Annotated in this window: 20 protein-coding genes, 1 tRNA gene and 1 pseudogene; 19 read left to right on the forward strand and 3 right to left on the reverse strand. The window is 60.3% G+C overall.

Translation table 11 applies throughout. The features are described 5' to 3' along the window. A pseudogene (locus BMI87_RS22160) lies at positions 1–787 on the reverse strand (hypothetical protein); the annotation flags it as partial. A gap of 11 nt (positions 788–798) precedes the next feature. On the opposite strand from BMI87_RS22160, the gene BMI87_RS14905 reads away from it, so the two are divergent. Continuing rightward, the gene (locus BMI87_RS14905) at positions 799–1041 is read left to right on the forward strand and encodes a hypothetical protein (RefSeq protein ID WP_246831737.1); all 243 of its coding nucleotides are present in this window, start codon (positions 799–801) and stop codon (positions 1039–1041) included. Positions 1042–1044: 3 nt separating this feature from the next. Here BMI87_RS14905 and BMI87_RS14910 read toward each other — a convergent pair whose 3' ends face one another. Further along, positions 1045–1755, reverse strand: a complete 711-nt coding sequence (locus BMI87_RS14910; RefSeq protein ID WP_093477004.1) for a cyclic nucleotide-binding domain-containing protein — start codon at positions 1753–1755, stop codon at positions 1045–1047. 240 nt (positions 1756–1995) lie between these two features. On the opposite strand from BMI87_RS14910, the gene BMI87_RS14915 reads away from it, so the two are divergent. The 15 genes from BMI87_RS14915 (at position 1996) to xerC (ending at position 19165) form a co-directional block, all read left to right on the forward strand. Continuing rightward, on the forward strand, positions 1996–3318 hold the full coding sequence (locus BMI87_RS14915; RefSeq protein WP_078522419.1) for a nitrate/nitrite transporter: 1323 nt from the start codon (positions 1996–1998) through the stop codon (positions 3316–3318). Between the two features lie 67 nt (positions 3319–3385). Continuing rightward, entirely contained in the window at positions 3386–4780 is a 1395-nt protein-coding gene (locus BMI87_RS14920; RefSeq protein WP_078522420.1) for a NarK family nitrate/nitrite MFS transporter, read from the forward strand. A 68-nt stretch (positions 4781–4848) separates the two neighbouring features. Continuing rightward, on the forward strand, positions 4849–8577 hold the full coding sequence (locus BMI87_RS14925) for a nitrate reductase subunit alpha (RefSeq protein ID WP_078522421.1): 3729 nt from the start codon (positions 4849–4851) through the stop codon (positions 8575–8577). After that, positions 8574–10097: a nitrate reductase subunit beta gene (gene narH, locus BMI87_RS14930; RefSeq protein WP_078522422.1), complete on the forward strand. Its 1524-nt coding sequence runs from the start codon at positions 8574–8576 to the stop codon at positions 10095–10097. Before BMI87_RS14925 ends, narH begins: the two co-directional genes overlap by 4 nt. Continuing rightward, positions 10097–10816 carry a nitrate reductase molybdenum cofactor assembly chaperone gene (gene narJ, locus BMI87_RS14935; protein ID WP_078522423.1) on the forward strand — a complete coding sequence of 240 codons (720 nt, stop codon included), beginning with the start codon at positions 10097–10099 and terminating at the stop codon, positions 10814–10816. Before narH ends, narJ begins: the two co-directional genes overlap by 1 nt. 11 nt (positions 10817–10827) lie before the next feature. Beyond that, entirely contained in the window at positions 10828–11595 is a 768-nt protein-coding gene (gene narI / locus BMI87_RS14940; RefSeq protein ID WP_078522424.1) for a respiratory nitrate reductase subunit gamma, read from the forward strand. 5 nt (positions 11596–11600) lie between these two features. Continuing rightward, the gene (locus tag BMI87_RS14945) at positions 11601–12395 is read left to right on the forward strand and encodes a peptidylprolyl isomerase (protein WP_078522425.1); all 795 of its coding nucleotides are present in this window, start codon (positions 11601–11603) and stop codon (positions 12393–12395) included. An 11-nt stretch (positions 12396–12406) separates the two neighbouring features. Continuing rightward, the gene (locus BMI87_RS14950; protein WP_078522426.1) at positions 12407–13027 is read left to right on the forward strand and encodes a carbonic anhydrase; all 621 of its coding nucleotides are present in this window, start codon (positions 12407–12409) and stop codon (positions 13025–13027) included. Positions 13028–13061: 34 nt separating this feature from the next. Then, on the forward strand, positions 13062–13580 hold the full coding sequence (locus tag BMI87_RS14955; protein WP_143594845.1) for a DUF2478 domain-containing protein: 519 nt from the start codon (positions 13062–13064) through the stop codon (positions 13578–13580). Positions 13581–13779: 199 nt separating this feature from the next. Then, positions 13780–14325 carry a TetR/AcrR family transcriptional regulator gene (locus BMI87_RS14960; RefSeq protein WP_246831736.1) on the forward strand — a complete coding sequence of 182 codons (546 nt, stop codon included), beginning with the start codon at positions 13780–13782 and terminating at the stop codon, positions 14323–14325. Between the two features lie 3 nt (positions 14326–14328). Continuing rightward, positions 14329–15474, forward strand: a complete 1146-nt coding sequence (locus BMI87_RS14965) for an efflux RND transporter periplasmic adaptor subunit (protein ID WP_078522429.1) — start codon at positions 14329–14331, stop codon at positions 15472–15474. Then, complete coding sequence (locus BMI87_RS14970; protein WP_078522430.1) at positions 15471–16604, forward strand: ABC transporter permease; 1134 nt, start codon at positions 15471–15473, stop codon at positions 16602–16604. Before BMI87_RS14965 ends, BMI87_RS14970 begins: the two co-directional genes overlap by 4 nt. Beyond that, positions 16594–17298, forward strand: coding sequence for an ABC transporter ATP-binding protein (locus BMI87_RS14975; RefSeq protein WP_240497842.1), 705 nt, complete (start codon positions 16594–16596; stop codon positions 17296–17298). Before BMI87_RS14970 ends, BMI87_RS14975 begins: the two co-directional genes overlap by 11 nt. A gap of 647 nt (positions 17299–17945) precedes the next feature. Next, positions 17946–18137, forward strand: coding sequence for a hypothetical protein (locus BMI87_RS14980; protein WP_078522432.1), 192 nt, complete (start codon positions 17946–17948; stop codon positions 18135–18137). Continuing rightward, positions 18134–19165 (forward strand): tyrosine recombinase XerC, encoded by a 1032-nt coding sequence (gene xerC, locus BMI87_RS14985; RefSeq protein ID WP_078522433.1) that lies wholly within the window; start codon positions 18134–18136, stop codon positions 19163–19165. The genes BMI87_RS14980 and xerC overlap by 4 nt, the downstream gene beginning before the upstream one ends. Before the next feature lie 68 nt (positions 19166–19233). Here xerC and BMI87_RS14990 read toward each other — a convergent pair. Next, positions 19234–19307: transfer RNA gene (locus tag BMI87_RS14990), tRNA-Cys, on the reverse strand. 194 nt (positions 19308–19501) lie between these two features. On the opposite strand from BMI87_RS14990, the gene BMI87_RS14995 reads away from it, so the two are divergent. From BMI87_RS14995 to BMI87_RS22575, 3 genes are all read left to right on the forward strand, one after another. After that, positions 19502–20152, forward strand: a complete 651-nt coding sequence (locus BMI87_RS14995) for a protein-L-isoaspartate O-methyltransferase (RefSeq protein WP_078522434.1) — start codon at positions 19502–19504, stop codon at positions 20150–20152. A gap of 136 nt (positions 20153–20288) precedes the next feature. After that, on the forward strand, positions 20289–21650 hold the full coding sequence (locus tag BMI87_RS15000) for a TolC family outer membrane protein (RefSeq protein WP_078522435.1): 1362 nt from the start codon (positions 20289–20291) through the stop codon (positions 21648–21650). A 143-nt stretch (positions 21651–21793) separates the two neighbouring features. Continuing rightward, complete coding sequence (locus BMI87_RS22575) at positions 21794–23095, forward strand: hypothetical protein (protein ID WP_078522436.1); 1302 nt, start codon at positions 21794–21796, stop codon at positions 23093–23095. The last annotated feature ends 43 nt before the right edge of the window (positions 23096–23138 follow it).

Raw genomic sequence — 23138 nt, forward strand, 5'->3', positions numbered from 1 at the left:
CGCCAATCCTCCCACCTGATGTCGGAATTGAATCAGCGCCACGCCCAGCAATCAAGCGCGAGTTTTTCAACGGAATACGCGCTATTCTGACATTCGTGCGCTGCGCAGCTGATGATCTGTTTCTGCGCCTGGTGGTCAGGCGGATAGCTGCATCCGACAGGTAAGCCCAGCTGTGCATCGGGACATAGACAGGCTCCGCTCCTTGCAGGAGACCGTCGATAAAACTGCGAGCTTCACGGAGGTCCCAAAGTGGTTTGTGCTCAGGACCTTCCAATGTCGGCGCGAAGTAGCCGTCCTTACGCAAGGATTCAAAATGCGTGCGCGAAATGAGGAGCGCATCTTGAAGATCTGTTGCGGAGACAAGCGTCTCCAGACGGCTTAGGACCGGTTCAGCGTCTTCGGGGGTGAACAGTTCCCAGGCATCTGACCGACCTTGCTCGACCGGACGCACTACCCCTGCGGAGACGAGCAATTTTCGCAGCCGTCGACTGTCGATGCCATACTCCCGAGATGCGGTGAGCACCGAGTGAAGGTGGCGCGTTAAAACAGGCTCACCCATCAGGTCATCCCCAGGGCCGAGCGGCCAAGTTTTGAGGATGTGATCGCGTAGCAGGTTTCGGAAAGGAGCGTAGTCCTCATTCGTCAGATCGAAGGTCAGTCGATCGTAAAGATCTCCGAATTTCTTCTTGGGGCCGTCGGTTGGGCCCCCTTCAAATTCCTGCAAGCTCGACAAGCCGAAGCGACTGCCGATGCGCAAGCCCTCGGGGAAATACAATGTCTGGAACAAGATCACCTTCGATGACGGCACCAGCCACTGAGGGACCGCGCCTGTCGCGGCTGATGCTGCTGCCCTATCCCTTCGCCGCGGCAGCGGTCGCGATCAACCTCTTCATGTTGGGGCTGATGGGGCAATGGATCGGCCTGCCCGCAATCCCGCCGCTCGTGGCGCTGGCGCTCTCGCTGCCGCTGGGCGTGCCCGCCTCATGGGGTTTCTCGCTCTGGGTGAAGGGGGTGATCGACGAGGCCGAGGGAAGGCGCTGACCTTCAGGAACAGGGATCGTCGATCAGTTCAGAAGGTTTGGCAAAAGCACGAAGATCTTTTGCATCGGTGATCGTAACGCAGCTTCCGTCAACTTGCACGCCGTAGGGTTCCAGCTGACGGATCGCTCGACTCAGGTTTTCTGGTGTCATGCCCAAGTAAGAAGCCAGACGCCGTTTTTCGATCCCAAGATCAAAGACATCTGCCTTATCCTCGCATGTGTGGCGATGAACAAGGTAGTTGGCCAGGCGCTCAAGGGAAGTTCGGAGCTTTAGGTTCTTTGTGTTCCGCACAACCCCACGATATCCCTGAGCGAGCTCTGTTACGACGTTGCGTGCGAATGTCTGGTCGGCATCGAAGATTGCACGAACATCCTCTGATGGCACCAAGATGATGCGCGACTTTTCAAGCGTGCGCGCAGACATCAGGTAGGGCGCTGCTTTGACGGTAGCCGCCACGATGAAGGTTGAGACGGGCTGCAGCGTCTCCATCGTCGTTTCGCGCCCATTCCATGTTGCGAACAATTCCACCGACCCACTGATGACGACGTGAAGGAAATCACTAGTCTCGCCCTCAGTGAACAACTCGATTTGCGGCGGAAAGTTTTGGACATAGGCACCTCGGATCAACGCAGAAAAATTCTCGTCGTCGATCCCGGAAAACAGTCGTAGCGCGCGAATCTCGGAAGATTCATCGTCGCGCAAGCGGATGGCCATGCTTCACCTCTAATCGTGCCTGACGGTGATGCTTGATAAATATCAAGCGGTCAATTGTCACCGATTGGCGAGCGGGTTGATAGGTGTTTTCTGTCGGCGTGATCCTTGCCGAGCGGTGACTTATTTCGATCCTACCAGCTAATCGGTTTGATTTCGATCAACCTTTTCCAGTCTCCCTGCCTGTTGATCTGTCCGCAACCAGACCGGCGGTTCACGTCGGCCCAACTGCGGAGAGAGAACATGCATACACTCGATGGAGTCACTCGTTCGGACCAATACCGGGCATTGGGGCTCAGCACTTTCGCCTTCACCGTCTGCTTCGCGGTCTGGACGATTTTTTCGATCATTGGCGTCCGGATCAAGCAGGAGCTTGGCTTGTCCGATACGCAGTTCGGACTGTTGGTTGCCACCCCGGTTCTGACGGGTTCGATCAGCCGTATCTTCCTTGGCGTCTGGACCGAGCAGTTCGGTGGCCGGATCATGTTTCCGCTGCAGATGCTCATTACGGCAGTTGCTGTCTGGCTGCTGGCAACGGTTCACACCTACGAGGTTTTCCTGATCGCAGCACTTGGCCTTGGCCTGGCGGGGGGGTCCTTCATTGTCGGCGTCGCATACACGTCACGCTGGTTCGAGAAAGAACGTCAGGGCACCGCCTTGGGTATCTTCGGCGCGGGCAACGTCGGCGCTGCGGTGACGAACTTCGCTGCTCCCTTCCTTGTCGTCGCGCTTGGCTGGGAAGGGACTGCGAAGGTCTATGCCGTCGTTCTCGCTGCAACGGCAGTGTTCTTCTACCTGACTGCGAAGACCGATCCGGTGCAACAGGAACGCAAGAAGACTGGCGCCAAACCGGTATCTGCAGGGGACCAACTCGCACCGCTCAAGAATATCCAGGTTTGGCGTTTCGCTACCTATTACTTCTTCGTCTTCGGCGGTTTTGTTGCGCTCGCCTCGTTCTTGCCGCGCTACTATGTCGGGGCTTATGGGCTGCCGCTCACGACGGCCGGAGTCTTTGCTGGCTTCTACTCCCTGCCTGGTTCCGTCTTCCGCGCTCTTGGTGGGTGGATGTCCGACAAATGGGGCGCGCGTTTCGTCATGTATTTGACCTTCATTGTCTCGCTCGTGCTCCTGTTCGTCATGAGCTACCCCGAGACCAGCTACACAGTTGAAGGCATCCACGGCCCGATCTCGTTCACCTTCGGCCTCAACGCGACGATGTTTATGGTGATGACCGTGATCTTGGGCTTCGTGATGAGCCTCGGAAAGGCTGCCGTCTACAAGCATATCCCGGTTTATTACCCGCATCACGTCGGGGCCGTTGGCGGACTCGTCGGCATGATCGGGGGACTGGGTGGTTTCTTCCTGCCCATCAGCTTCGGCTTCTTGCTCGACCAAAGCGGTGTCTGGACTGCTCCCTTCATGTTGCTCTTCGTGCTGGTCCTCGTCTCGACGGTCTGGATGCACATCGCCATCCGCCGCATGGAACATGCACGGCATCCTGGTCTCAAAGGAGAGAAGTATCTTTCCGATGTGCCCGATGAGCCGCTCGCGAAGTCCATGCCTTGATGAATACCCAACGGGCTTCCCGCTGGGTGGCCCGCCCCCCTCGCACATTTCTGAAGGAGCCACTCCAATGGCCACCACAACAGCAACCTCCGGTCAAAGCGGCCACGTGCTGACCGACTGGCGTCCCGAGGATCCGGAGTTCTGGAAAACCCGCGGGCATGCGATCGCCACCCGCAACCTCTGGATATCGATCCCCGCGCTTCTCCTCGCCTTCTCGGTCTGGATGGTGTGGTCCGTCGTGGTCGCCAAGCTTCCCGCAATCGGCTTCGACTACTCTACCGGACAACTGTTCTGGCTGGCGGCACTGCCGGGCCTGTCGGGCGCGACACTGCGCATCTTCTACAGCTTCATGATCCCGATCTTCGGCGGCCGCAAATGGACGGCCTTCTCGACCGCCACGCTGCTTTTGCCCGCGCTCGGTATCGGCTTTGCGGTGCAGAACCCCGAGACCCCCTACGCCATCTTCCTGCTGCTCGCGCTGCTCTGCGGCTTCGGTGGTGGAAACTTCGCCTCCTCGATGGCCAACATCGCTTATTTCTACCCCAAGAAGACCAAGGGGAACGCGCTGGCTCTCAATGCAGGCCTCGGCAACGCGGGCGTCTCGGTGATGCAGTTCCTCGTGCCGATCGTGATCACCACGGGCGTCTTCGGCTCCCTCGGCGGCGCGCCCCAGCAATTGTCGGCAGGGGGTGAGCTCTTCCTGCAGAACGCTGGTTTCGTCTGGGTGCCCTTCATCGTCCTTTCGGCGATCGCCGCATGGTTCGGGATGAATGACATCGCATCGGCCAGCGCTTCGTTCAAACAGCAATCAGTGATTTTCTCGCGCTTCCACAACTGGGTGATGTGCGTCCTCTACACCGGCACGTTCGGAAGCTTCATCGGCTATTCCGCTGGCTTCCCGCTGCTCATGAAGACGCAGTTTCCTGAGGTGGACGTGCTGCAGTTCGCCTTCCTCGGGCCGCTCGTGGGCGCGCTGAGCCGGGCCGGCACGGGTTGGATTTCCGACAAGTTCGGTGGCGGTCGCGTGACCTTCTGGACCTTCGTCGGCATGATCGTCGCCGTCTGGGGGGTGCTGCAGTTCCTGCCCTCGGCCGGTGACGCCGGTAGCTTCTGGGGCTTCTTCGCCTGCTTCATGGCGCTGTTCTTCCTGACCGGCGTGGGCAATGCCTCGACCTTCCAGATGATCCCCTCGATCATGCGTCAGGAAGTGCCGCGTCTGAACCCGCATCTCGACGCGGCCGCCACGCTCAAGCAATCGGAGCTGGAGAGCTCGGCGATCATCGCCTTCACCTCGGCGATCGCGGCCTATGGTGCCTTCTTCATCCCGAAATTCTACGGCACGTCGATCAGCCTGACCGGCGCTCCCAACGCAGCTCTGTGGGGCTTCATGATCTTCTACGCGCTCTGCGTGGTGGTGACGTGGTTCTTCTACAGCCGCAAGGGCGCCTCCGTTCCCTGCTGACGCGACCGGCGCGCGCCGTGGCGTCCCGCGGCGCGCGCTTCCAATCCATTTCCGCAAGGAGACGCGACATGAGCCACTTGCTCGACAGACTTAATTTCCTGCAATCCAAGGAGTTGGAGCAGTTCTCCGACGGCCACGGGCAGGTGACCCGCGAGGACCGTAAATGGGAAGAGACCTATCGGTCCCGCTGGCGTCACGACAAGATCGTCCGCTCGACCCATGGTGTGAACTGCACCGGGTCTTGCAGCTGGAAGATTTACGTGAAGTCGGGGATCGTGACATGGGAGACCCAGCAGACCGATTACCCGCGCACGCGTCCCGGATTGCCCAACCACGAGCCGCGCGGCTGTGCCCGCGGCGCCTCCTATAGCTGGTATCTCTATTCCGCAGCGCGGATGAAGCACCCGATGGTGCGTGGCAAGCTGCTGAAAATGTGGCGCGAGATGCGCAAGACCAAGTCGCCAATCGAAGCATGGACTGCCATCCAGAGCGATCCTCTGCTGCGCGCCGAATACACCAAGGCCCGCGGGAAGGGCGGTTTTGTGCGCGCGAGCTGGGACGAAGCTACCGAGATCGCTGCGACCGCCAATGCCTATACTGCAAAGACCTACGGGCCCGATCGCGTCTTCGGCTTCTCGCCGATCCCGGCCATGTCGATGGTCAGCTACGCTGCAGGTGCGCGTTACCTGTCTCTGCTGGGCGGCACCTGTCTGTCCTTCTATGACTGGTATTGCGATCTTCCGCCTGCCTCGCCGCAGACCTGGGGCGAGCAGACCGACGTCCCGGAATCTGCGGATTGGTATAATGCGGGCTATCTGCTGATTTGGGGCTCGAACGTGCCGCAAACCCGCACGCCGGACGCTCATTTCTATACCGAGGCCCGCTACCGCGGCACCAAATCCGCCGTGATTTGCCCTGATTACTCGGAAGCCTCGAAATTCGGTGACATCTGGCTCAATCCCAAGCAGGGCACCGACTCGGCGCTGGCGATGGCGATGGGGCATGTGGTCCTGCGCGAATATCATCTCGACCGTCAGGCCGAGTATTTCGAGGATTATGCGCGTCGCTATTCGGACATGCCGATGCTCGTGCTGCTCGATGAGGAGGATGGCCGCCACATCCCCGGCAAGATGCTTCGGGCTTCGGACCTCGCAGACGGATTGGGTGAGAGCAACAACCCCGAATGGAAGACCGTTGCCTATGATGAAGCCTCCGGGGCGATGGTCGTGCCGAACGGGTCCATCGGTTTCCGTTGGGGGGAAGAGGGCAAGTGGAACCTCGAGGACCGCGCCAGCACGGGAGAGGCGAAGCTTCGGCTTAGCCAGGTTATGGAAGAGTGCCATGACGATGTCGTCGGTGTCGATTTCCCCTATTTCGGCGGCGCCGCTACGGAGAATTTCGTCAAGTGCCAACACCCTGACGTCCTGACCCGAAACGTGCCGGTTAGAAAGGTCACGCTCGCTGATGGCCGCGAGGCCATGGTCGCGACCGTGTTTGACCTCCTTTGTGCGAATTACGGTCTCGATCGTGGTCTGGGGGGCGACTGGGTCAGCCATGACTTCAATGAGGACCTGCCCTACACGCCGAAATGGGCCGAGAAGATCACCGGGGTCTCCGCCGACAAGATCATCGCGGTCGCACGCGAGTTCGCCAGCAATGCCGAAAAGACTCACGGCAAATCCATGGTGATCCTGGGGGCGGGTCTGAACCACTGGTATCATATGGACATGAACTACCGTGGCATCATCAACCTGCTGGTGATGTGCGGTTGCGTCGGTCAGGAAGGTGGTGGTTGGAGCCACTATGTCGGTCAGGAGAAACTGCGCCCGCAAACGGGTTGGCTTCCGCTCGCCTTCGCTCTGGATTGGGGGCGCCCGCCGCGTCAGATGAACGGCACCTCAGCCTTCTATGCCCATTCCGACCAATGGCGTTACGAAACGCTCGGGGTGGACGAGATCCTGTCTCCGACCGCGCCGAAGGGTGACTGGGACATCTCGCTGATCGACTACAACATACGCGCCGAGCGTATGGGGTGGTTGCCTTCGGCGCCGCAACTCAAGACGAACCCGCTTGAGGTCACCAAGGCTGCCAAGGCAGCGGGCATGGATCCCAAAGACTACGTGGCCGAAAAGCTGAAGTCCGGTGAGCTGCAGATGTCCTGCGAGGACCCTGACGCTCCTGAAAACTGGATGCGCAATCTCTATGTGTGGCGCTCGAACCTCTTGGGTTCGTCGGGCAAGGGGCACGAATATTTCATTCGTCACCTACTCGGCACCGACAGCGGGATTCTCGGAAAGGATCTCGGCGAGGAAGGTCGGGCGAAGCCGAAGGAGGCCGTTTGGCATGACGAGGCACCGGAAGGCAAACTCGACCTGCTCGTTTGCATCGACTTCCGTATGTCGACGACCGCAGTCTATTCCGACGTCGTTCTGCCGACCGCTTCGTGGTATGAGAAGAACGACCTCAACACCTCGGACATGCACCCGTTCATTCACCCGCTTCAAGCGGCTGTAGACCCAGCTTACGAGTCGAAGTCCGACTGGGAGATCTTCAAGGCGATCGCCAAGAAATTCCAAGAGGTTTCGCCGGAGGTTCTTGGTCAGGAAACCGACATTGTCCAGGCGCCGATCCTGCACGACACGGCAGGCGAATTGGCTCAGCCCGAGGTGCGCGATTGGAAGAAGGGTGAATGCGACCTGATCCCGGGTAAAACCGCGCCTAACTACGTCACTGTCGAGCGCGACTACGGTGCGATCTACGATCGGTATGTGGCGCTCGGTCCGCTGATGGACAAGCTGGGCAATGGCGGCAAGGGCATTGGCTGGGATACCAAGCACGAGGTCGAAGCGCTTCGCAAACTCAATGGCGAATGGGAGGATGGTCCCACCAAAGGTTGTCCGAAAATCGATACCGACATCGACGCAACCGAGGTGATCCTAATGCTCGCGCCCGAAACCAACGGCGAGGTTGCGGTCAAGGCTTGGGGGGCGCTCGAGAAGCCCACCGGCCGCGGGCATAAGCACCTTGCCGAAGGGCAGGAGCACACGAAGATCCGCTTCCGTGATATCGCCGCGCAACCGCGCAAGATCATCTCGTCCCCGACCTGGTCGGGTATCGAGAGCGAGGAAGTCTGCTACAACGCCGGCTACACCAACGTGCATGAGCTGATCCCATGGCGCACCCTTTCAGGTCGTCAGCAGCTCTATCAGGACCACCTCTGGATGCGCGCTTTCGGCGAGGGCTTCGTGTCCTATCGTCCGCCGGTCGACCTGAAGACTGTGACGCAAGATGTGCTCGCCGGCGACGACAAGCATGTTGTGCTGAACTTCATCACTCCGCACCAGAAGTGGGGCATCCACTCCACCTATACCGACAACCTGCTGATGCTCACGCTGAACCGCGGCGGGCCGGTGGTCTGGATTTCGGAGACCGACGCGAAGAAAGCGGGAATCGAAGATAACGACTGGGTTGAAGCCTACAACGTTAACGGCGCGCTGACCGCGCGGGCGGTTGTCTCTCAGCGGATGAAGGAAGGCACGATCTTCATGTATCACGCCCAGGAGAAGATCGTGAATACGCCCGGCTCTCAGAAGACCGGCCTGCGTGGAGGCATCCACAATTCGGTGACCCGCGCGACGCTCAAGCCCACGCATATGATCGGTGGCTACGCCCAGCTTTCCTACGGGTTCAACTACTACGGCACCGTGGGTGCGAACCGCGACGAATTCGTCGTGGTCCGCAAGATGAAGAAGATCGACTGGCTCGATGAGCCCGCTACCCAGGAGGCAGCAGAATGAGAGTCCGCGCACAAATCGGCATGGTGCTGAACCTCGACAAATGTATCGGGTGTCACACCTGCTCCGTGACTTGCAAGAACGTCTGGACCAGCCGCGACGGTGTCGAATACGCTTGGTTCAACAACGTCGAGACTAAGCCCGGCACCGGCTACCCGACCGACTGGGAAAATCAGAAACGCTGGAACGGTGGCTGGAAACGCACCCGTTCCGGTAAGCTGATCCCGCGGCAGGGTTCGAAATGGCGGATCGTGGCGAATATCTTCGCCAACCCCGACCTGCCTGCGATCGACGATTATTATGAGCCGTTCGATTTCGACTATGAGCATCTCGCCAACGCGCCCGAGATGAAGGCTTTTCCGACCGCCCGCCCGCTCTCCAAGATCACTGGCGAACGGATCGAGAAAATCGAAAAGGGGCCGAACTGGGAAGAAATCCTTGGCGGCGAATTCTCGAAACGCTCGAAGGACTACAACTTCGAGGGGGTGCAGAAGGAGATCTACGGGGAATACGAGAACACCTTCATGATGTATCTGCCGCGACTGTGCGAGCATTGCCTTAATCCGGCCTGTGCAGCGTCGTGTCCTTCGGGTGCGATCTACAAACGTGAGGAAGACGGCATCGTCCTGATCGACCAGGAAAAATGCCGCGGCTGGCGGATGTGCGTCTCGGGCTGCCCCTACAAGAAGGTCTTTTACAACTGGTCGACCGGAAAATCCGAGAAATGCACCCTGTGCTACCCGCGGATCGAGAGCGGCAACCCGACCGTTTGTTCGGAAACCTGCGTGGGCCGGATTCGGTATCTCGGCGTCATGCTCTATGATGCCGACAAGATCGAGCAAGCGGCGAATGCGCCCTCCGAGCAGCAGCTCTATGACGCGCAGCTCGACGTGTTCCTCGATCCCAACGATCCGGTCGTAATCGAGGCCGCACGAGCCGATGGCGTTCCGGAGGAATGGATCAAGTCGGCGCAGCAAAGCCCGATCTGGAAGATGGCGATGGAGTGGAAGGTCGCCTTCCCGCTGCATCCCGAATACCGGACGCTGCCGATGGTCTGGTATATTCCGCCGCTCTCACCGATCCAGAACGCCGCCGAGGCGGGCGCGATCGGCATGGATGGCGCGATGCCGGACGTGAAGAGCCTGCGTATTCCGCTGCGCTACCTCGCCAACATGCTGACAGCCGGTGACGAGGCGCCGATCGCTACCGCGCTTGAGCGGATGCTTGCGATGCGTTCCTACATGCGGGCCAAGACCGTCGACGGGGTTCGCGACGAAGGGATCGCCGCACGTGTCGGTCTCTCGGGTCGTGTGATCGAGGATATGTATAAGATCATGGCGCTCGCCGATTACGAGGACCGCTTCGTGATCCCGACGACCCATCGTGAACAGGTCGAGGATGCCTATGACCTGCGCGCGGGCACCGGGTTCACCGATTGCAACGGCTGCTCGACCGGGATCTCGAAGGGCTCGCTCTTCGGGGGCTCCAAAAGACCGCTCAAGATGCCGCAGGAGGTGCAGTGATGGACCATCAACTCAACGATCGCACGCTCAAGGCCTTCTCGGTCCTGCTGAGCTATCCGACGCAGGAACTGCAACAAGCGATGCCGGAAATCGGGGGCGTTCTCGCCTCCGAGACGCGGCTCACGGCGGTGGCACGGCGGGACTTGCGCCCGCTGATCGAAGAACTCGGTGCCCGTGACATCTACGCGCTCGAAGAGGACTATGTGATGCTCTTCGACCGCTCGCGCAGCCTGTCGCTCAACCTCTTCGAACATGTCCATGGAGAAAGCCGTGATCGTGGCGGTGCCATGGTCGACCTGCTCGAGACCTATCGTGCGGCAGGTTTTGAGCCAGCAACGACCGAACTGCCCGACCATCTTCCCGTGCTGCTCGAGTTCCTTGCGGCTCGTCCGCCCGAGGAAGCGCGCGATATGCTGGCGGATGCAGCCCATATCCTCGCTGCGGTCGGGGAACGGTTGGGCAAGCGCGAGAGCGCCTATGCGGCGATCTTCACGGCGCTCGTGCAAATGTCGGGTGAGATGGCTGACGAGGAGGCTGTGGCCGAGATTCTCGCGCGACCTGATCCGTCCCCCGACGATCTCGAGGAGATCGACAAGATCTGGGAAGAAACCGAGGTTACCTTCGGTCCCGACCCGAATGCAGGCTGTCCGCAGGTGCGCGACATGCTCGCGCAGATGGATCCGCCCAAACTGCGCCACGCGAAAACTGCGGCGGAATGACGGAGGCTCAGATGAATACGTTTCTCTTTGGCATCTACCCCTACATCGCACTTTCCGTGCTCTTCCTGGGATCGATCGCGCGTTACGATCGTGATCCCTTCACTTGGAAAACCTCGTCGAGCCAGTTGCTGCGACAGCGTCATTTCGCGATCGCGTCGATCCTGTTCCATGTCGGGGTTCTTGTGATCTTCGTGGGCCATGTCGTCGGCCTTCTGACGCCGATCTGGGTATTCGACATGCTCCATGTCAGCCACGGCGCCAAACAAATCCTCGCAATCGTGGCAGGCGGGATCGCGGGCGTGATGGCGACGATCGGCGGCGGGATGCTGCTCTATCGCCGCTGGACCGACCAACGTATCCGGTTGACGTCGAGCTTTGCCGATATCGCGATCCTCGTGCTCCTGCTGGCTCAGCTTCTGCTCGGTCTCGGGACGGTTCCGGTGAGCTGGCAACACTCCGACGGTCACGAGATGGTCAAGTTCATGACATGGGCGCAGATGATCTGGACGTTCCAGCCGGGTGCTGCGGACTATGTCGCGGGCGCGGCGCTTGTGTTCAAGCTGCACATCGCGCTCGGACTGACCATTTTCCTGTTGGTCCCCTTCACCCGCCTCGTTCACATAGCTTCGGGGATCTTCGCGCCGCTACGTTATTTGCTGCTGCGCCCCGGTTATCAGATCGTGCGGTCTCGCCGGAGCTCCAAGTTGCCTGAGCGCAGTGCTGCAGACATCAATAAGAGGCGTATCGCTGCGGCGAAGCGACCTTCGGCTGCGGAGTGAGAGCAATGACCAAACCGCTCTTTCCCGATGTGGTCGTGAATGGCCAGACTATCCCTTCCGCGGCGATTGCTGCGGAAGCCCAGCATCATAACGGCCCGAGTGACAAACCCGGCATTGCCTGGCGCAAGGCGGCCAATGCGCTCGCGGTTCGCGCGCTTCTTCTGCAAGAAGCGGAGCAACGTGCGATTGACGTCGACCCTCAGGAGGTCGCTCCGGGACAGATCGAGACCGAGGACGAGGCTCTGATCCGTGCGCTTCTCGAGGATGCCGTCGAGGTGACGCCTCCCTCCGAGGAGGATATCCAAGTCGAATGGAGCCGTGATCCCACGCGGTTCCGCGCCCCGCCGCTTTGGGAAGCCGCGCATATACTGATCGCCTGCGATCCGCGCAACGAGGCGCAACGCGAGACAGCTGAGGCCCGCGCGCGCGCCTTGGCGACAGAGGCGATCGAAAAACCCAAAAGCTTTGCGCGTCTAGCCAAGGAGAATAGCGACTGCTCGTCGCGCGGCGAGGGCGGCTTCCTCGGCCAGCTCGGCCCGGGCGACACCGTTCCTGAGTTCGAGAAAGCGCTGCGTGCGCTTGGCGAAGGAGAGCTTACCGCGGAGCCCGTGCTCAGTCGCTTCGGCTGGCATGTGATCCGGCTCGATGCGGTCGCCGAAGGCGCTCCACTGCCATACGAGACCGTGCGTCCGCGTATTGCCGAAGCGATGGAGAAGGCAGCCTGGACACGCGCAGTGCGCGCCTTCGTGGCGGAGCTCGCCGCACGAGCAGATATCTCTGGGGTCGATCTGGCGGCATAGGGACGAAAGCGATGCTGAGCGATCTTTTCACCCGCAACCGCACTTGGTCGGAACGCCGCAAGGCGGAGGAGCCTGGCTATTTCTCACGTCTTGCGACGCGGCAAAACCCGGAGTTCTTCTGGGTTGGTTGCGCCGATAGCCGCGTGCCTGCGAATGTTGTTGCGGGGCTTGATCCCGGCGAGGTCTTCGTCCACCGGAACGTCGCCAACGTCGTGCATTCTTCAGACATGAACTTGCTGAGTGCGCTTGAATTTGCCGTCGAAAGCCTTGGTATTCGCGAGATTATCGTTTGTGGTCATTACGGCTGCGGCGGTGTCAAAGCTGCGACCGAGGAGATGCTCGGCGGTCTCACGGACCATTGGCTTGAACCAATTCGTCGTCTTGCGCGCGCCTATGCGATTGATCTGGGGCAGCTGGCCAATATCGAGGCCCGGCGCGACCGTTTGGCCGAGCTCAACGTGATCGAGGGTGTGCGACGCATAGCTGAGACACCAATTCTTCAGCAAGCTTGGACCGCAGGAGAGCCCGTCAAGGTTCACGGATTGATCTATGGGCTCAAGGACGGGGTTCTCGCTGACCTCGACTGCACCATCACGCGCGCGAGCGTTTTCGGTGAGGATGTGCAGCGCTGAATCTTGGCGAATGATTGATTGGAAAGGACATGAAATGTTTTCTATCGCAGCTATTCAAAGCCCTGGCCGGGGCGACGTGGACTTTCTGATGGCGCGCTTTGCCCGACAGGTGATTGCGCGAGGGCATCGCGTGTGCGGCGTTGTTCAGGTCAATATTGATCGGCCTAAAAGCCATGCCTGCGATATGGATATTAAGGTTTTGCCCGACGGGCCGGTGTTATCGATCTCGCAATCACTTGGCGAGGGATCTCGCGGCTGCCGCCTTGATCCTGCAGCGCTTGAGGCTTCTGTCGCAGCGGTTTCACATAGCCTTGCATGTGGAGCCGATCTGCTTGTCGTGAATAAGTTCGGTAAGATGGAGTCCGAGGGGCGCGGGTTTCGCCCGGTGATTGCTGAAGCTATACTGCAGGGAATTCCCGTCCTCGTTGGTATCAACGGCCTGAACGAACTTGCTTATGACGAGTTTACGGGCGGATATGGTTGTCGCCTTCCTTTCTCACTCGAGGCGCTCAACGACTGGTTCGACGATGCGCGCGGTCTTGTGGGCGCCTGACGGGCCACCGAGGGTGCTTTCGATTTCGCAAATTCCGAGAGCAATGGTCGCTGGCAATGCGGGATTGGTTTCAGTTCTAAGAGCCAGTTGACGTTTCGAAAGCCACCCATTAGTAAGTAATCAATAACTTACTAATGGGCATGTGATGCGAAAATCCGCAGATCTACGAAAAGCAGAAATCGTTTCGACCGTCCTCGAGATGGCCGACCAGATCGGCCCTGATCGCGTGACTACGAATGCGGTCGCGAAACAGATCGGGCTGACACAGGCGGCTCTGTTCCGGCACTTCCCGTCCAAGGCGGAGCTTTGGGGTGCGGTCGCCGAGCATGTCACCGACACCCTGGCGGCAGCCTGGGAGGCAGCGCTCGAGGGTGTGTCAGATCCGCTGGACCGGGTGCGCGCATTGGTGGCGGCACAGCTTGGGGTGATCGCGCGCACTCCGGCGATCCCAATGCTCCTGTTCTCGCGAGAATTGACGACCGAGAACGAAGTTCTGCGCGGGGCTTTTCGGGAGCGCCTAAGCGTATTCCATGAAACGCTTGAGGCGGACATCGCCGCCGCACAAGCACAGGGGCGGGTATCGGTCGATCTCATGCCGCGTGATGCTGCTTATCTGCTGAGCTCGCTTGTCCAGGGCGCCGCGATCCGATGGGCGCTCGGGCCGCGCACGACGTCAATGGAAGAGACCGGGCTGGCGCTGCTGGATGTGCAACTGCGCTTGCTCGAATGCAGGAAGGATGGCTGAGAGATGCGTAAGAGCTGGTTTGTCGTCGGTGTAGCCGCAGTCGCGCTGGCGGTTGGGATTTGGGTGCTGCGCCACCGTCCGCTGCCGGTAACGGTGCTTTCGCCAGAGACGGATGTCACGCTCCGGATTTATGGTTTGGGAACAGTTGAGGCACGTGTGCTGAGCGCCGTTGGCTTCGAACTGGGGGGCGCCGTGCAGAGCCTGTCAGCAGATGCTGGTGATCGTGTTATGGCTGGGCAGGAATTGGCGCGTTTGCATCCCGAAGAACAACAGGCGCGCGTTGCCCAGGCTGATGCGGGGGTGGAAGCGGCACGTGCAGCGCTCGCCAAGGCGGAAGCTGCCCTGCCACGCGCTCAGGCGGTTTTGTCACAGCGCGAGGCGGCCAATACGCGCCAGCAGGAACTTGCACGAACGGATCGCGCCTCAAAGCAGAGCGCGGAGGAAACCCAGCGCGATCTCGATGTGGCGCGCGCCGATCTCGCGGTGGCTGAAACCGAGCTGATGGTGCTGCGGGCTCAGGCGGCGGAAGCGGATGCTAATCTGCAATCGGCCCGCACGCTTCTGGAAAAACACGTTCTAGCGGCGCCCTATGATGCCTTGATCATTGCGCGCAAGGCGGAGGCCGGCACGGTGGTCAAGGCGGGTGACACGATCTTCAGCCTGATTGATCCGCAGACGATCTGGATTCAGGCCTATATCGACGAGGAGCGCGCGGGTCAGCTTGCGCTGGGGCAGGTGGGCGCCATCCGTCTTCGTTCGCGCCCGCAACAAGAGTTTCATGGCGAAATCGTGCGGATCGGGCTGGAAAGCGACCGCGTCAACGAGGAGCGCAAGGTCTGGCTCGCCTGCACGGATTGCCCCGCCGAAATGTATCTGGGCGAACAGGCTGAGACTCTGGTCACGACCGGTCATCGCGATCGGGCGTTGATGGTGCCCGAGGTCGATATCACGGGCTTCGACGGTGCTTCGGGAACGGTCTGGATCGCGCAGGATGGTGCGCTCGCGCAGGCGACCCTGGAATTCGGTGCGCGCGACGATCTCGGCCGCGCAGAGGTGACGGACGGTCTGCCGGAAGGCGCAGAGGTTGTTTCGCCGGTTCCCAAAGGCGCGGTCGAAGGCCGAAAGGTGAGCGTCGAGGTGGACGAGTGAATCTTGCGCTCAAGGATATCCGGCATAGCCTGTTTCGCTTTGTCCTGACCTGCTTCGGGTTGGGGTTACTGATGACTGTCGTGCTGGCGATGATCGGGATTTATAACGGTCTTGTTTCGGATGCACTTGCGGCGGTTAAAGCACCGCGCGCAGATCTCTGGGTCGTTGAGGCGAATACTCAGGGGCCCTTTGCCGAGGCGTCTTCGCTACCTTCCGCGACGCGCGATGCGGTGGCGCGCCTTCCGGGGATCTCTGACGCGGGCGCGATCACTTACCAGACGATCGAGGCACAGCACGGGACGCAGACGCTCCGGCTATATGTTATAGGTTACGAGCGCGGTCGTCCGGGAGGTCCCTTCACCATCACTGATGGGCGTGGGCTTGGGCGCAGCCACTACGAATTGGTGGCCGATCGAAAGTCAGGGCTTCAGGTCGGCGACACGATCCGTATCGGACGTAACCGGTTTACCGTCGTCGGGCTGACAGAAAATGCGATGAACTCCGGCGGTGACCCCGCGGTCTTCATGACGCTTTCCGATGCAATGGCTTTGCAAAGCGAACTCGATCCCGCTGCCGAGAGGGTCCGCGCGGCGCGTGGCGCTACGTCGCCAGACGCCAGCAATGTCTCCGCAGTAATTGCACGGATTGAGCCCGATGCCGATGTTGAGCGGGTGGCTACGACGATCAGGCAATGGAAGCATTTGGGCGCTCTGACCCAGGCACAGCAAGAAGAACTTTTGCTCGCATCGGTTGTCGATCGCGCACGCCGCCAGATCGGGCTGTTTCTGGGAATCCTGCTGACGGTCTCGGCGGTGGTGATAGCGCTGATCATCTACACGATGACGATGGAGAAGCTTAAACAGATCGCGACGCTCAAGCTGATCGGGGCACCAGATCGCACGATCCTCGGTCTCATCGTTCAGCAGGCTCTGATCCTGGGAATTTCCGGCTGGGCGATCGGGCTGTCTTTGATTTTGCTGGTGAAAGACAATTTTCCTCGCCGTGTTGTGCTGGAGCCCACCAACGCATTGGTGCTTGCCGGGATCATCGTTGGTGTCTGCATCGTGGCCTCCGGGCTCGGTATCCGTGCCGCGCTCAAGGTCGACCCTGCGACGGCGATTGGAGGCTGAGATGGCAATTGGTGATCTTCTCGTCGATGTGTCAGGCGTAGCCAAGCATTATGGCGAGGGTGAAACACGCGTCGATGCATTGCGCGTGGTCGAATTGCAGATCCATGCGGGCGAGGTGGTGGCGATGCTCGGCCCTTCGGGTTCGGGAAAGACCACACTGCTCAACATTATCGGCTGCATTGTTGACCCCTCGGCAGGCCGTCTCTTGCTTGATGGCGAGACGGTGTTTGACGGCCGATGGCTGCGTGGCAACCTGCGCCAACTTCGTCTCGACAAGATCGGCTTCATCTTTCAGGCGCATAACTTGCTTCCGTTCCTCACAGCCGAAGAGAATGTCTCGGTGGTGCTGAATCTCGCGGGCTGGAAGCCTGCGGCGGCGAAAGCACGGGCACGCGAATTGCTGGATTATCTCGAGGTCGGACATCGCGCCGGGGTCAAGCCCGCGCATCTGTCAGGCGGGGAAGCGCAGCGCGTTGCCATCGCGCGCGCGCTGGCGAACCGACCCCGGATCATTCTTGCCGACGAGCCAACGGCGGCTCTCGATTCCGTGCGGGCTCAGCTTGTGATGGATTTGCTGCGAAAGCTCGCCGTCGAGCAGGAAGCCTGTATTCTCACCGTGACGCATGACGAGAAAATCTTCGACCGCTTCGATCGGTTGATCCATCTCCGCGACGGGGCACTGATCGAAGCGTGAGGTGTTTCCGCGAAGAAGGCGTTGCTTCGCTTGTCTTCCGAATATTGGAGCCGCGCGGCAAAGGTTCATCTTCTTCACAAACAGGAGGTGCTATTCGCTTTCGTGAAAGACGCCTCGGGGGCAGTGTCATGAAGGTGCGCTCTCTCCCGAGAATTTAGCGTTGGTCGCGCGTTTCAGCTTGTTTGCAGACGCAGAGTGATTGCGTGGCACACCAGGCGGAGTGGGGAGCGTTACTGATGCAGCACGACGAAGGCCGCCCTTTGCGTGCTGAAGGTTGTGAAATCTTCTTTTGCCGGAGCGTTCGAGTTGGATGTCATCTGAGGTCTCCCACGTGTTCCGAACACGTGACTGAAGAAAACTTCGTGTGCTCGATCCGCGCGGTTTATTCACAAGAGAATGGCTGCCGATCCAGGTCGAAGTAAAGAAAATCAAAGCTCCAGATCAATCAAGCTAATCCTCACGCCGAAGCAGAAGAGCCGCGCCTGGACCCATGTGGCGTAGGGAGCGGCTACATCCTGTCCACGATTTCCTGTGGATTGAGGAACGAAACCTCTTCGGTATTTCACCCCAAAGCACCACAATAGGGAATGCGGGGCCAAAACCTCGGAAATTCAGGCCCCAAGAGGGAATATCGCTAGGAAAAGAAGATGGCCACAAGCCCCCAGGCACACTCGAAAAGACTTGTCGCCACACTTGTGCGCGAATTGTCCGACGCTGGATTGGCCGGCGCGCGGATCGAGATTAAGCCAGATGGCTGTGTCATCCTCCACATGACGAAGATTGAACAAGAACACCCTGATGACTTCCTCAGCGGTGATCTGAGGATGAGGAAGAAATGACGAGGAGAGCGCTCCCTAAATATGTCTACGAAGATCGTGAGTATGTTCGGTTTATTCGCCGGGCTCGCGGCCAGTCAGAGATGATGCACGAGGAACCGGGGTCGCCAGAATTCTGGGATCATTATAATCGGCTTCTTAAGGCAGAAAAGTCAGCTCCTTCCAAGAGGAACTTTGAGGCCCTTATTCTAAGCTATTATGAAAGCGAGGCTTTTCAGAAACTCGCTCCCCGCACGAAAAGCGACTACCACAAGTATATTAGCCATATTCGAGATATTTGGGGCGACTATGAGCCGGCTAAGATCGAAACAACGCACATCTACGAGTTACAGCAAGCGAACAGGCATCATTGGCGCCAAGCGAACTATCTCGTTCAGGTTATGGTGGTGCTCCTCAACCATGCAAGACTGAAAGGCTTTATTAAAGGAACCGGTGACAAAACCGCGGCGCATGGCGTTCCTCTCCTGAAGCAAAAAAGTGACGGCTGGGAGCCGTGGCCGCAGGATGTGCGCGAAGAGTTCGAAGAAGTTGCGACAGCGAGAGCAAGGCTTGTTTACGAACTTTGTATCGGGACCGGCCAGCGCATTGGCGATGTGGTGAAGATCCGTTGGGGCGACCTTTCGGAGGGCGTCTATCGGGTTAAGCAAGGCAAAACTGACAAGGAGTTGTGGATCCCGCTCACCGAACGCTTGGCGGAGTATCTATCTGCGGTTCCCAAGAAGGGACTTAACGTGATCACAGATGCGAAGGGGCGGCCAGTAAGCTACCGCATGATCGCCGAGGAGATGCGTAAGGTGAAGGCAAGCATGAAGCACCCGCAAGCTAAGAAATATGTCACGCACGGTCTACGCAAGAATGCGACGATCGAGCTCTACTTAGCTGGATGCGACGACGAAATGGTGAAGGCCGTCACAGGTCACTCGGGCGTAGAAATGCTGAAAAAATATGGTGGTGAGGTCCGACAGCGACTTTTTGCACAGCAGGCCCAAGAAGCCCGGAATCGAATGGAACAGAACAAGAAGGGAACGTGAAAGTTTCAACGCTTGTTTCAAAATCCGATTTCTGAACGAGAAAGCGCGACGTAAGTCATTGAAAAATTTGGAGGCGAGTACCGGAATCGAACCGGTGTACACGGATTTGCAATCCGCTGCGTCACCACTCCGCCAACTCGCCGCCGTGGTGTTGGCGTCAGATACGGTATCGCAAGCGCCCGCGCAAGAGGCGAGTTGTGCCTTTGGCGCATTGTGCGCAGGCGACGTCGGCTCTGAGCGCGAGGGCAGGTCCGAAGGCCCTCTCGCATAACTTGCTCAGACCCTGCTTCTGTGGCAAAACCGGCCACAAGGGTTTGCTACCGAAGAGTTCTCGACATGCAAGATTTCGCTACGCGCCGCACCATGATGGTCGACACGCAGGTCCGTCCCAGCGATGTGACCAAATTCCCGATCATCGCGGCGATGCTGCATGTGCCGCGCGAGCAATTCGTGCCCGCGGCCAAGCGCGAAGCCGCCTATATCGGGGAGAACCTCGAACTGGCGCCGGGCCGCGTCCTGCTGGAACCGCGCAATTTCGCGAAGATGCTCGATGCGCTCGACATCCAGCCCGATGATCTGGTCCTCGATGTGGGCGCGGGGCTCGGCTATTCCTCCGCCGTGATCGCGCGGATGGCCGAGGCGGTCGTCGCGCTCGAAGACGAGGAGATGGCATCGCAGGCAGAGGCCGCGCTGGCAGAGGCGGGGGCCGACAATGTCGCCGTCGTCACCGGCGCGCTGACCGAGGGCGCAGCACAGCACGGCCCCTATGACGCGATCCTCATCGAAGGGGCGGTCGAAACCGTTCCCGCGGCGCTGATCGAGCAACTCAAAGAAGGCGGCCGGATCACCGCAATTTTCATGGAAGGCGCCCTCGGGGTCGCCCGGATCGGTTACAAGATCGACGGTGCGATGAGCTGGCGCGATCTTTTCAATGGCACCGCACCTGTCCTCCAGGGGTTCGTGAAGCCGCGTGAATTCGTGCTCTGAGGAGCACATCGAATAGGCTAGCTGTTTTGCAGGATATGCAATCGGACGCTGAGCCGATAGAATTTGAAGTAATCGCGCCCGGCGGCAGAGGGACAACACCTGCATCTGCGGCGATACAGGAAACGAGGGATATTCGATGCTGCGCAAGACTCTGACTATGACCGCTTTGGTCGCGGCTACCGCATTTGGGCCGGCCGCGGCAGGGGCGGAGACGCTCGCCGATGCGCTGGTCTCTGCATATCGCAATTCGAACCTGCTGGAGCAGAACCGGGCCGCGCTGCGGGCCGCCGATGAAGACGTCGCACAAGCCGTCGCGAATCTGCGCCCGGTCCTGCAGTGGACCGCGAGCTACGATTACCTGAATTCCGACGCCACGGGGGCGATCTCGCAGAGCGCCTCGACTTCGCTCGGTGCGTCGATGACGCTGTTCGATTTCGGTCGCAACAAGCTCAATGTCTCGATGAAGAAAGAGACCGTGCTGGCCACCCGCGAGGGTCTGCGCTCGGTCGAGCAAAACGTGCTGCTCTCGGCGATTCAGGCCTATTCGGACGTGAAATCGGCCTCCGAGCAGGTCGCGATCAACCAGAACTCGGCGCGCGTCCTGAACGAAGAACTCAAGGCCTCGAACGACCGTTTCGAAGTTGGTGAAGTCACGAAGACCGACGTGTCGCTCGCACAGGCTCAGCTCGCGTCCGCCCGTGCCTCGCTCGCTGCGGCACAGGGCAACCTGCGCTCCGCACGCGAGGCCTACAAGGCGGCCACTGGCCACTATCCGAGCAACCTCGCGGCCTTCCCGAAGCGTCCGTCTCTGCCGGGTTCGCTGGATGCGGCGCGCGACATCGCGCTGCGCACCCATCCGAGCATCAAGCAGCTGCAGCACACCGTCGCGGTCTATGACCTCGGTGTGGATTACGCCCGCGCCAATCGCCTGCCGAAAATCACCGGTTCGCTTGGCCTGCGCCAGCAAGAGCAGGGCGTGCAGACGCAATCCGCCGGGATCGAGCTGAACCAGACGCTTTATTCGGGTGGCGCGCTTCTTTCGGCGCAGCGTCAGGCCGTGGCGAACGATCAATCGGCCCGCGCGCAGCTGAGCCAGGCCGGTGTGACTGTCTCGCAAAACGTGGCCAACGCCTGGGCGGCGATCGACATCGCGAAGGCGCAGATTTCGGCTTACGATCAGCAGATCACCGCAGCCCGGACCGCCTATCAGGGCGTCAAGGAAGAGGCGCTTCTGGGCGCGCGCACCACGCTCGACGTGCTTTCGGCTGAACAGGACCTGCTGGATGCGCAGGCGGGCCGGATCGACGCGGCGGCCACTCTGCAGGTAGCTTATTATCAACTTTTGTCCGCTATGGGTCTGTTGACGGTAGAAAACCTGAAGCTTGGAATTCCGACCTATGATCCCGCGGCCTATTACAACTCGGTCCGCACCGCGCCCCTCACGCTCAGCCCGCAGGGCAAGCGTCTGGATCGTGTGCTCAAGGCCATCGGCCAGTAACGACCGAACGGTGTTTCGGCGGGCTTTCGGGCCCGCCTGCCGCGCCGCTGTGGCGCAGGCATCGCAGCCTCCGGGTGTCCCTCGCAGTTTCGGATCCGTCACGGCTGGACAGGCGCGCGTGCGCGCGGCAGGATGGAGTGATCATGGCTGATACCCGACCCAGACCCGAAATCGAAGATGTGCTGGCATCGATCCGGCGACTGGTGTCGCAGGACAGCCCGCGTGTGGCCGAGAGTTATCCAACCTCGAAAGGGGAGCGCTCGATGCCCGATCCGCTGGTTCTGACGCCCGCGCATCTCGTGTCGGAGTCTCAGGCGGGGTCGAAAGGCGATATCCACGATCTCGAATGGTCCGCGCCGGGTGTTTCGCCGGAAGAGGAAGCCGCGGCGGCGCAGGATGACGCCGTCGAACTGTCGGAGGCGCCCACCGAGTCGGTGGAGCCTGCACAGCTGTCCGAGGCCCGTCGCAAGCCGCAGAATTTTGAACCCGAATTCGATGATGCAGAGGCCGAGCCCTGGCCTTCGGAGGCGGAATTGCCGCAGGGCAGCTTTGACGATGAGCTCAAGCGGCTGGAGGGCTCGCTCGCCCAGCTTGAGGCAGAAGTGGCGCGCGATGGTGCCGATTACGAATCCGAGACGGGCGACCGGTTCGAACCGGCAGGCACCGCGCCGCTGACCGAATTGCCCGAAAGTTTTACGCCGGTTTGGGATCAGGGCTCCGATCCGGAGCAGACCTTCACCAGCGCAGAGTGGGAGGACGTGGCCGGCTTTGTCGCGCCCCAAGCGCCGGAAGCCGACGCGGCGGATGGTGACACGGATATCGCCAGCGAGACGCTTGAAAGCGCCGAGGATGATCCTCTGGCGGGCCTCGATTTCGATGACGCCTCTCCTTCAGAGGCCGAGCCGGAAGACATCAGCGCGGAGGAAGAGACCTTCGGGACCGAGGCCGTGATCGGCTTCGACGTGCCGCCGGGGGCCGAGGCAGAGCCTGAGTCGCTGCAGGACGCCACCGCAGCGCAGGATTGGGAAGATCTCACGCCCGAGATGGACGACGACACTGACAGTGCATCCGAGTTCATGCAGGCGAGCGACACCGCGGCTGACACACCGCCGCGTCGCCTGCATCTCAGCGATGCCGGGGCGCGTGCCCCGGAGCCGGAGCCGCGGACGTCCAGCTATGCGGAGCTGCGTGCGTCGCTCGAGGAAGATTTCGAGGCGGATGAGATCGCCGCGCTCGAGGCCGAACTTGCGTCCACCTCGGACCAGCCCGATGCCGCCTTGCATCCGCTGGCGCAATCGATGACCGAGACCCAGCTTCGGCACCTCGTGTCGTCGCTGCTGCGCGAAGAGCTTCAAGGCGCGCTCGGTGCGAAGATCACGCGCAATCTGCGCAAGATGGTGCGTCGCGAAGTGCAGCGCGCTCTGATGAGCCGCGATCTGGACTGAAGCTTTTCGGGTCGGGGAAAAGCCGGGGCAGGGTACGCGATGC

The sequence above is a fragment of the Thioclava sp. F28-4 genome (assembly GCF_002020045.1).
In the GTDB taxonomy this organism is placed as follows: Bacteria; Pseudomonadota; Alphaproteobacteria; order Rhodobacterales; family Rhodobacteraceae; genus Thioclava; species Thioclava sediminum.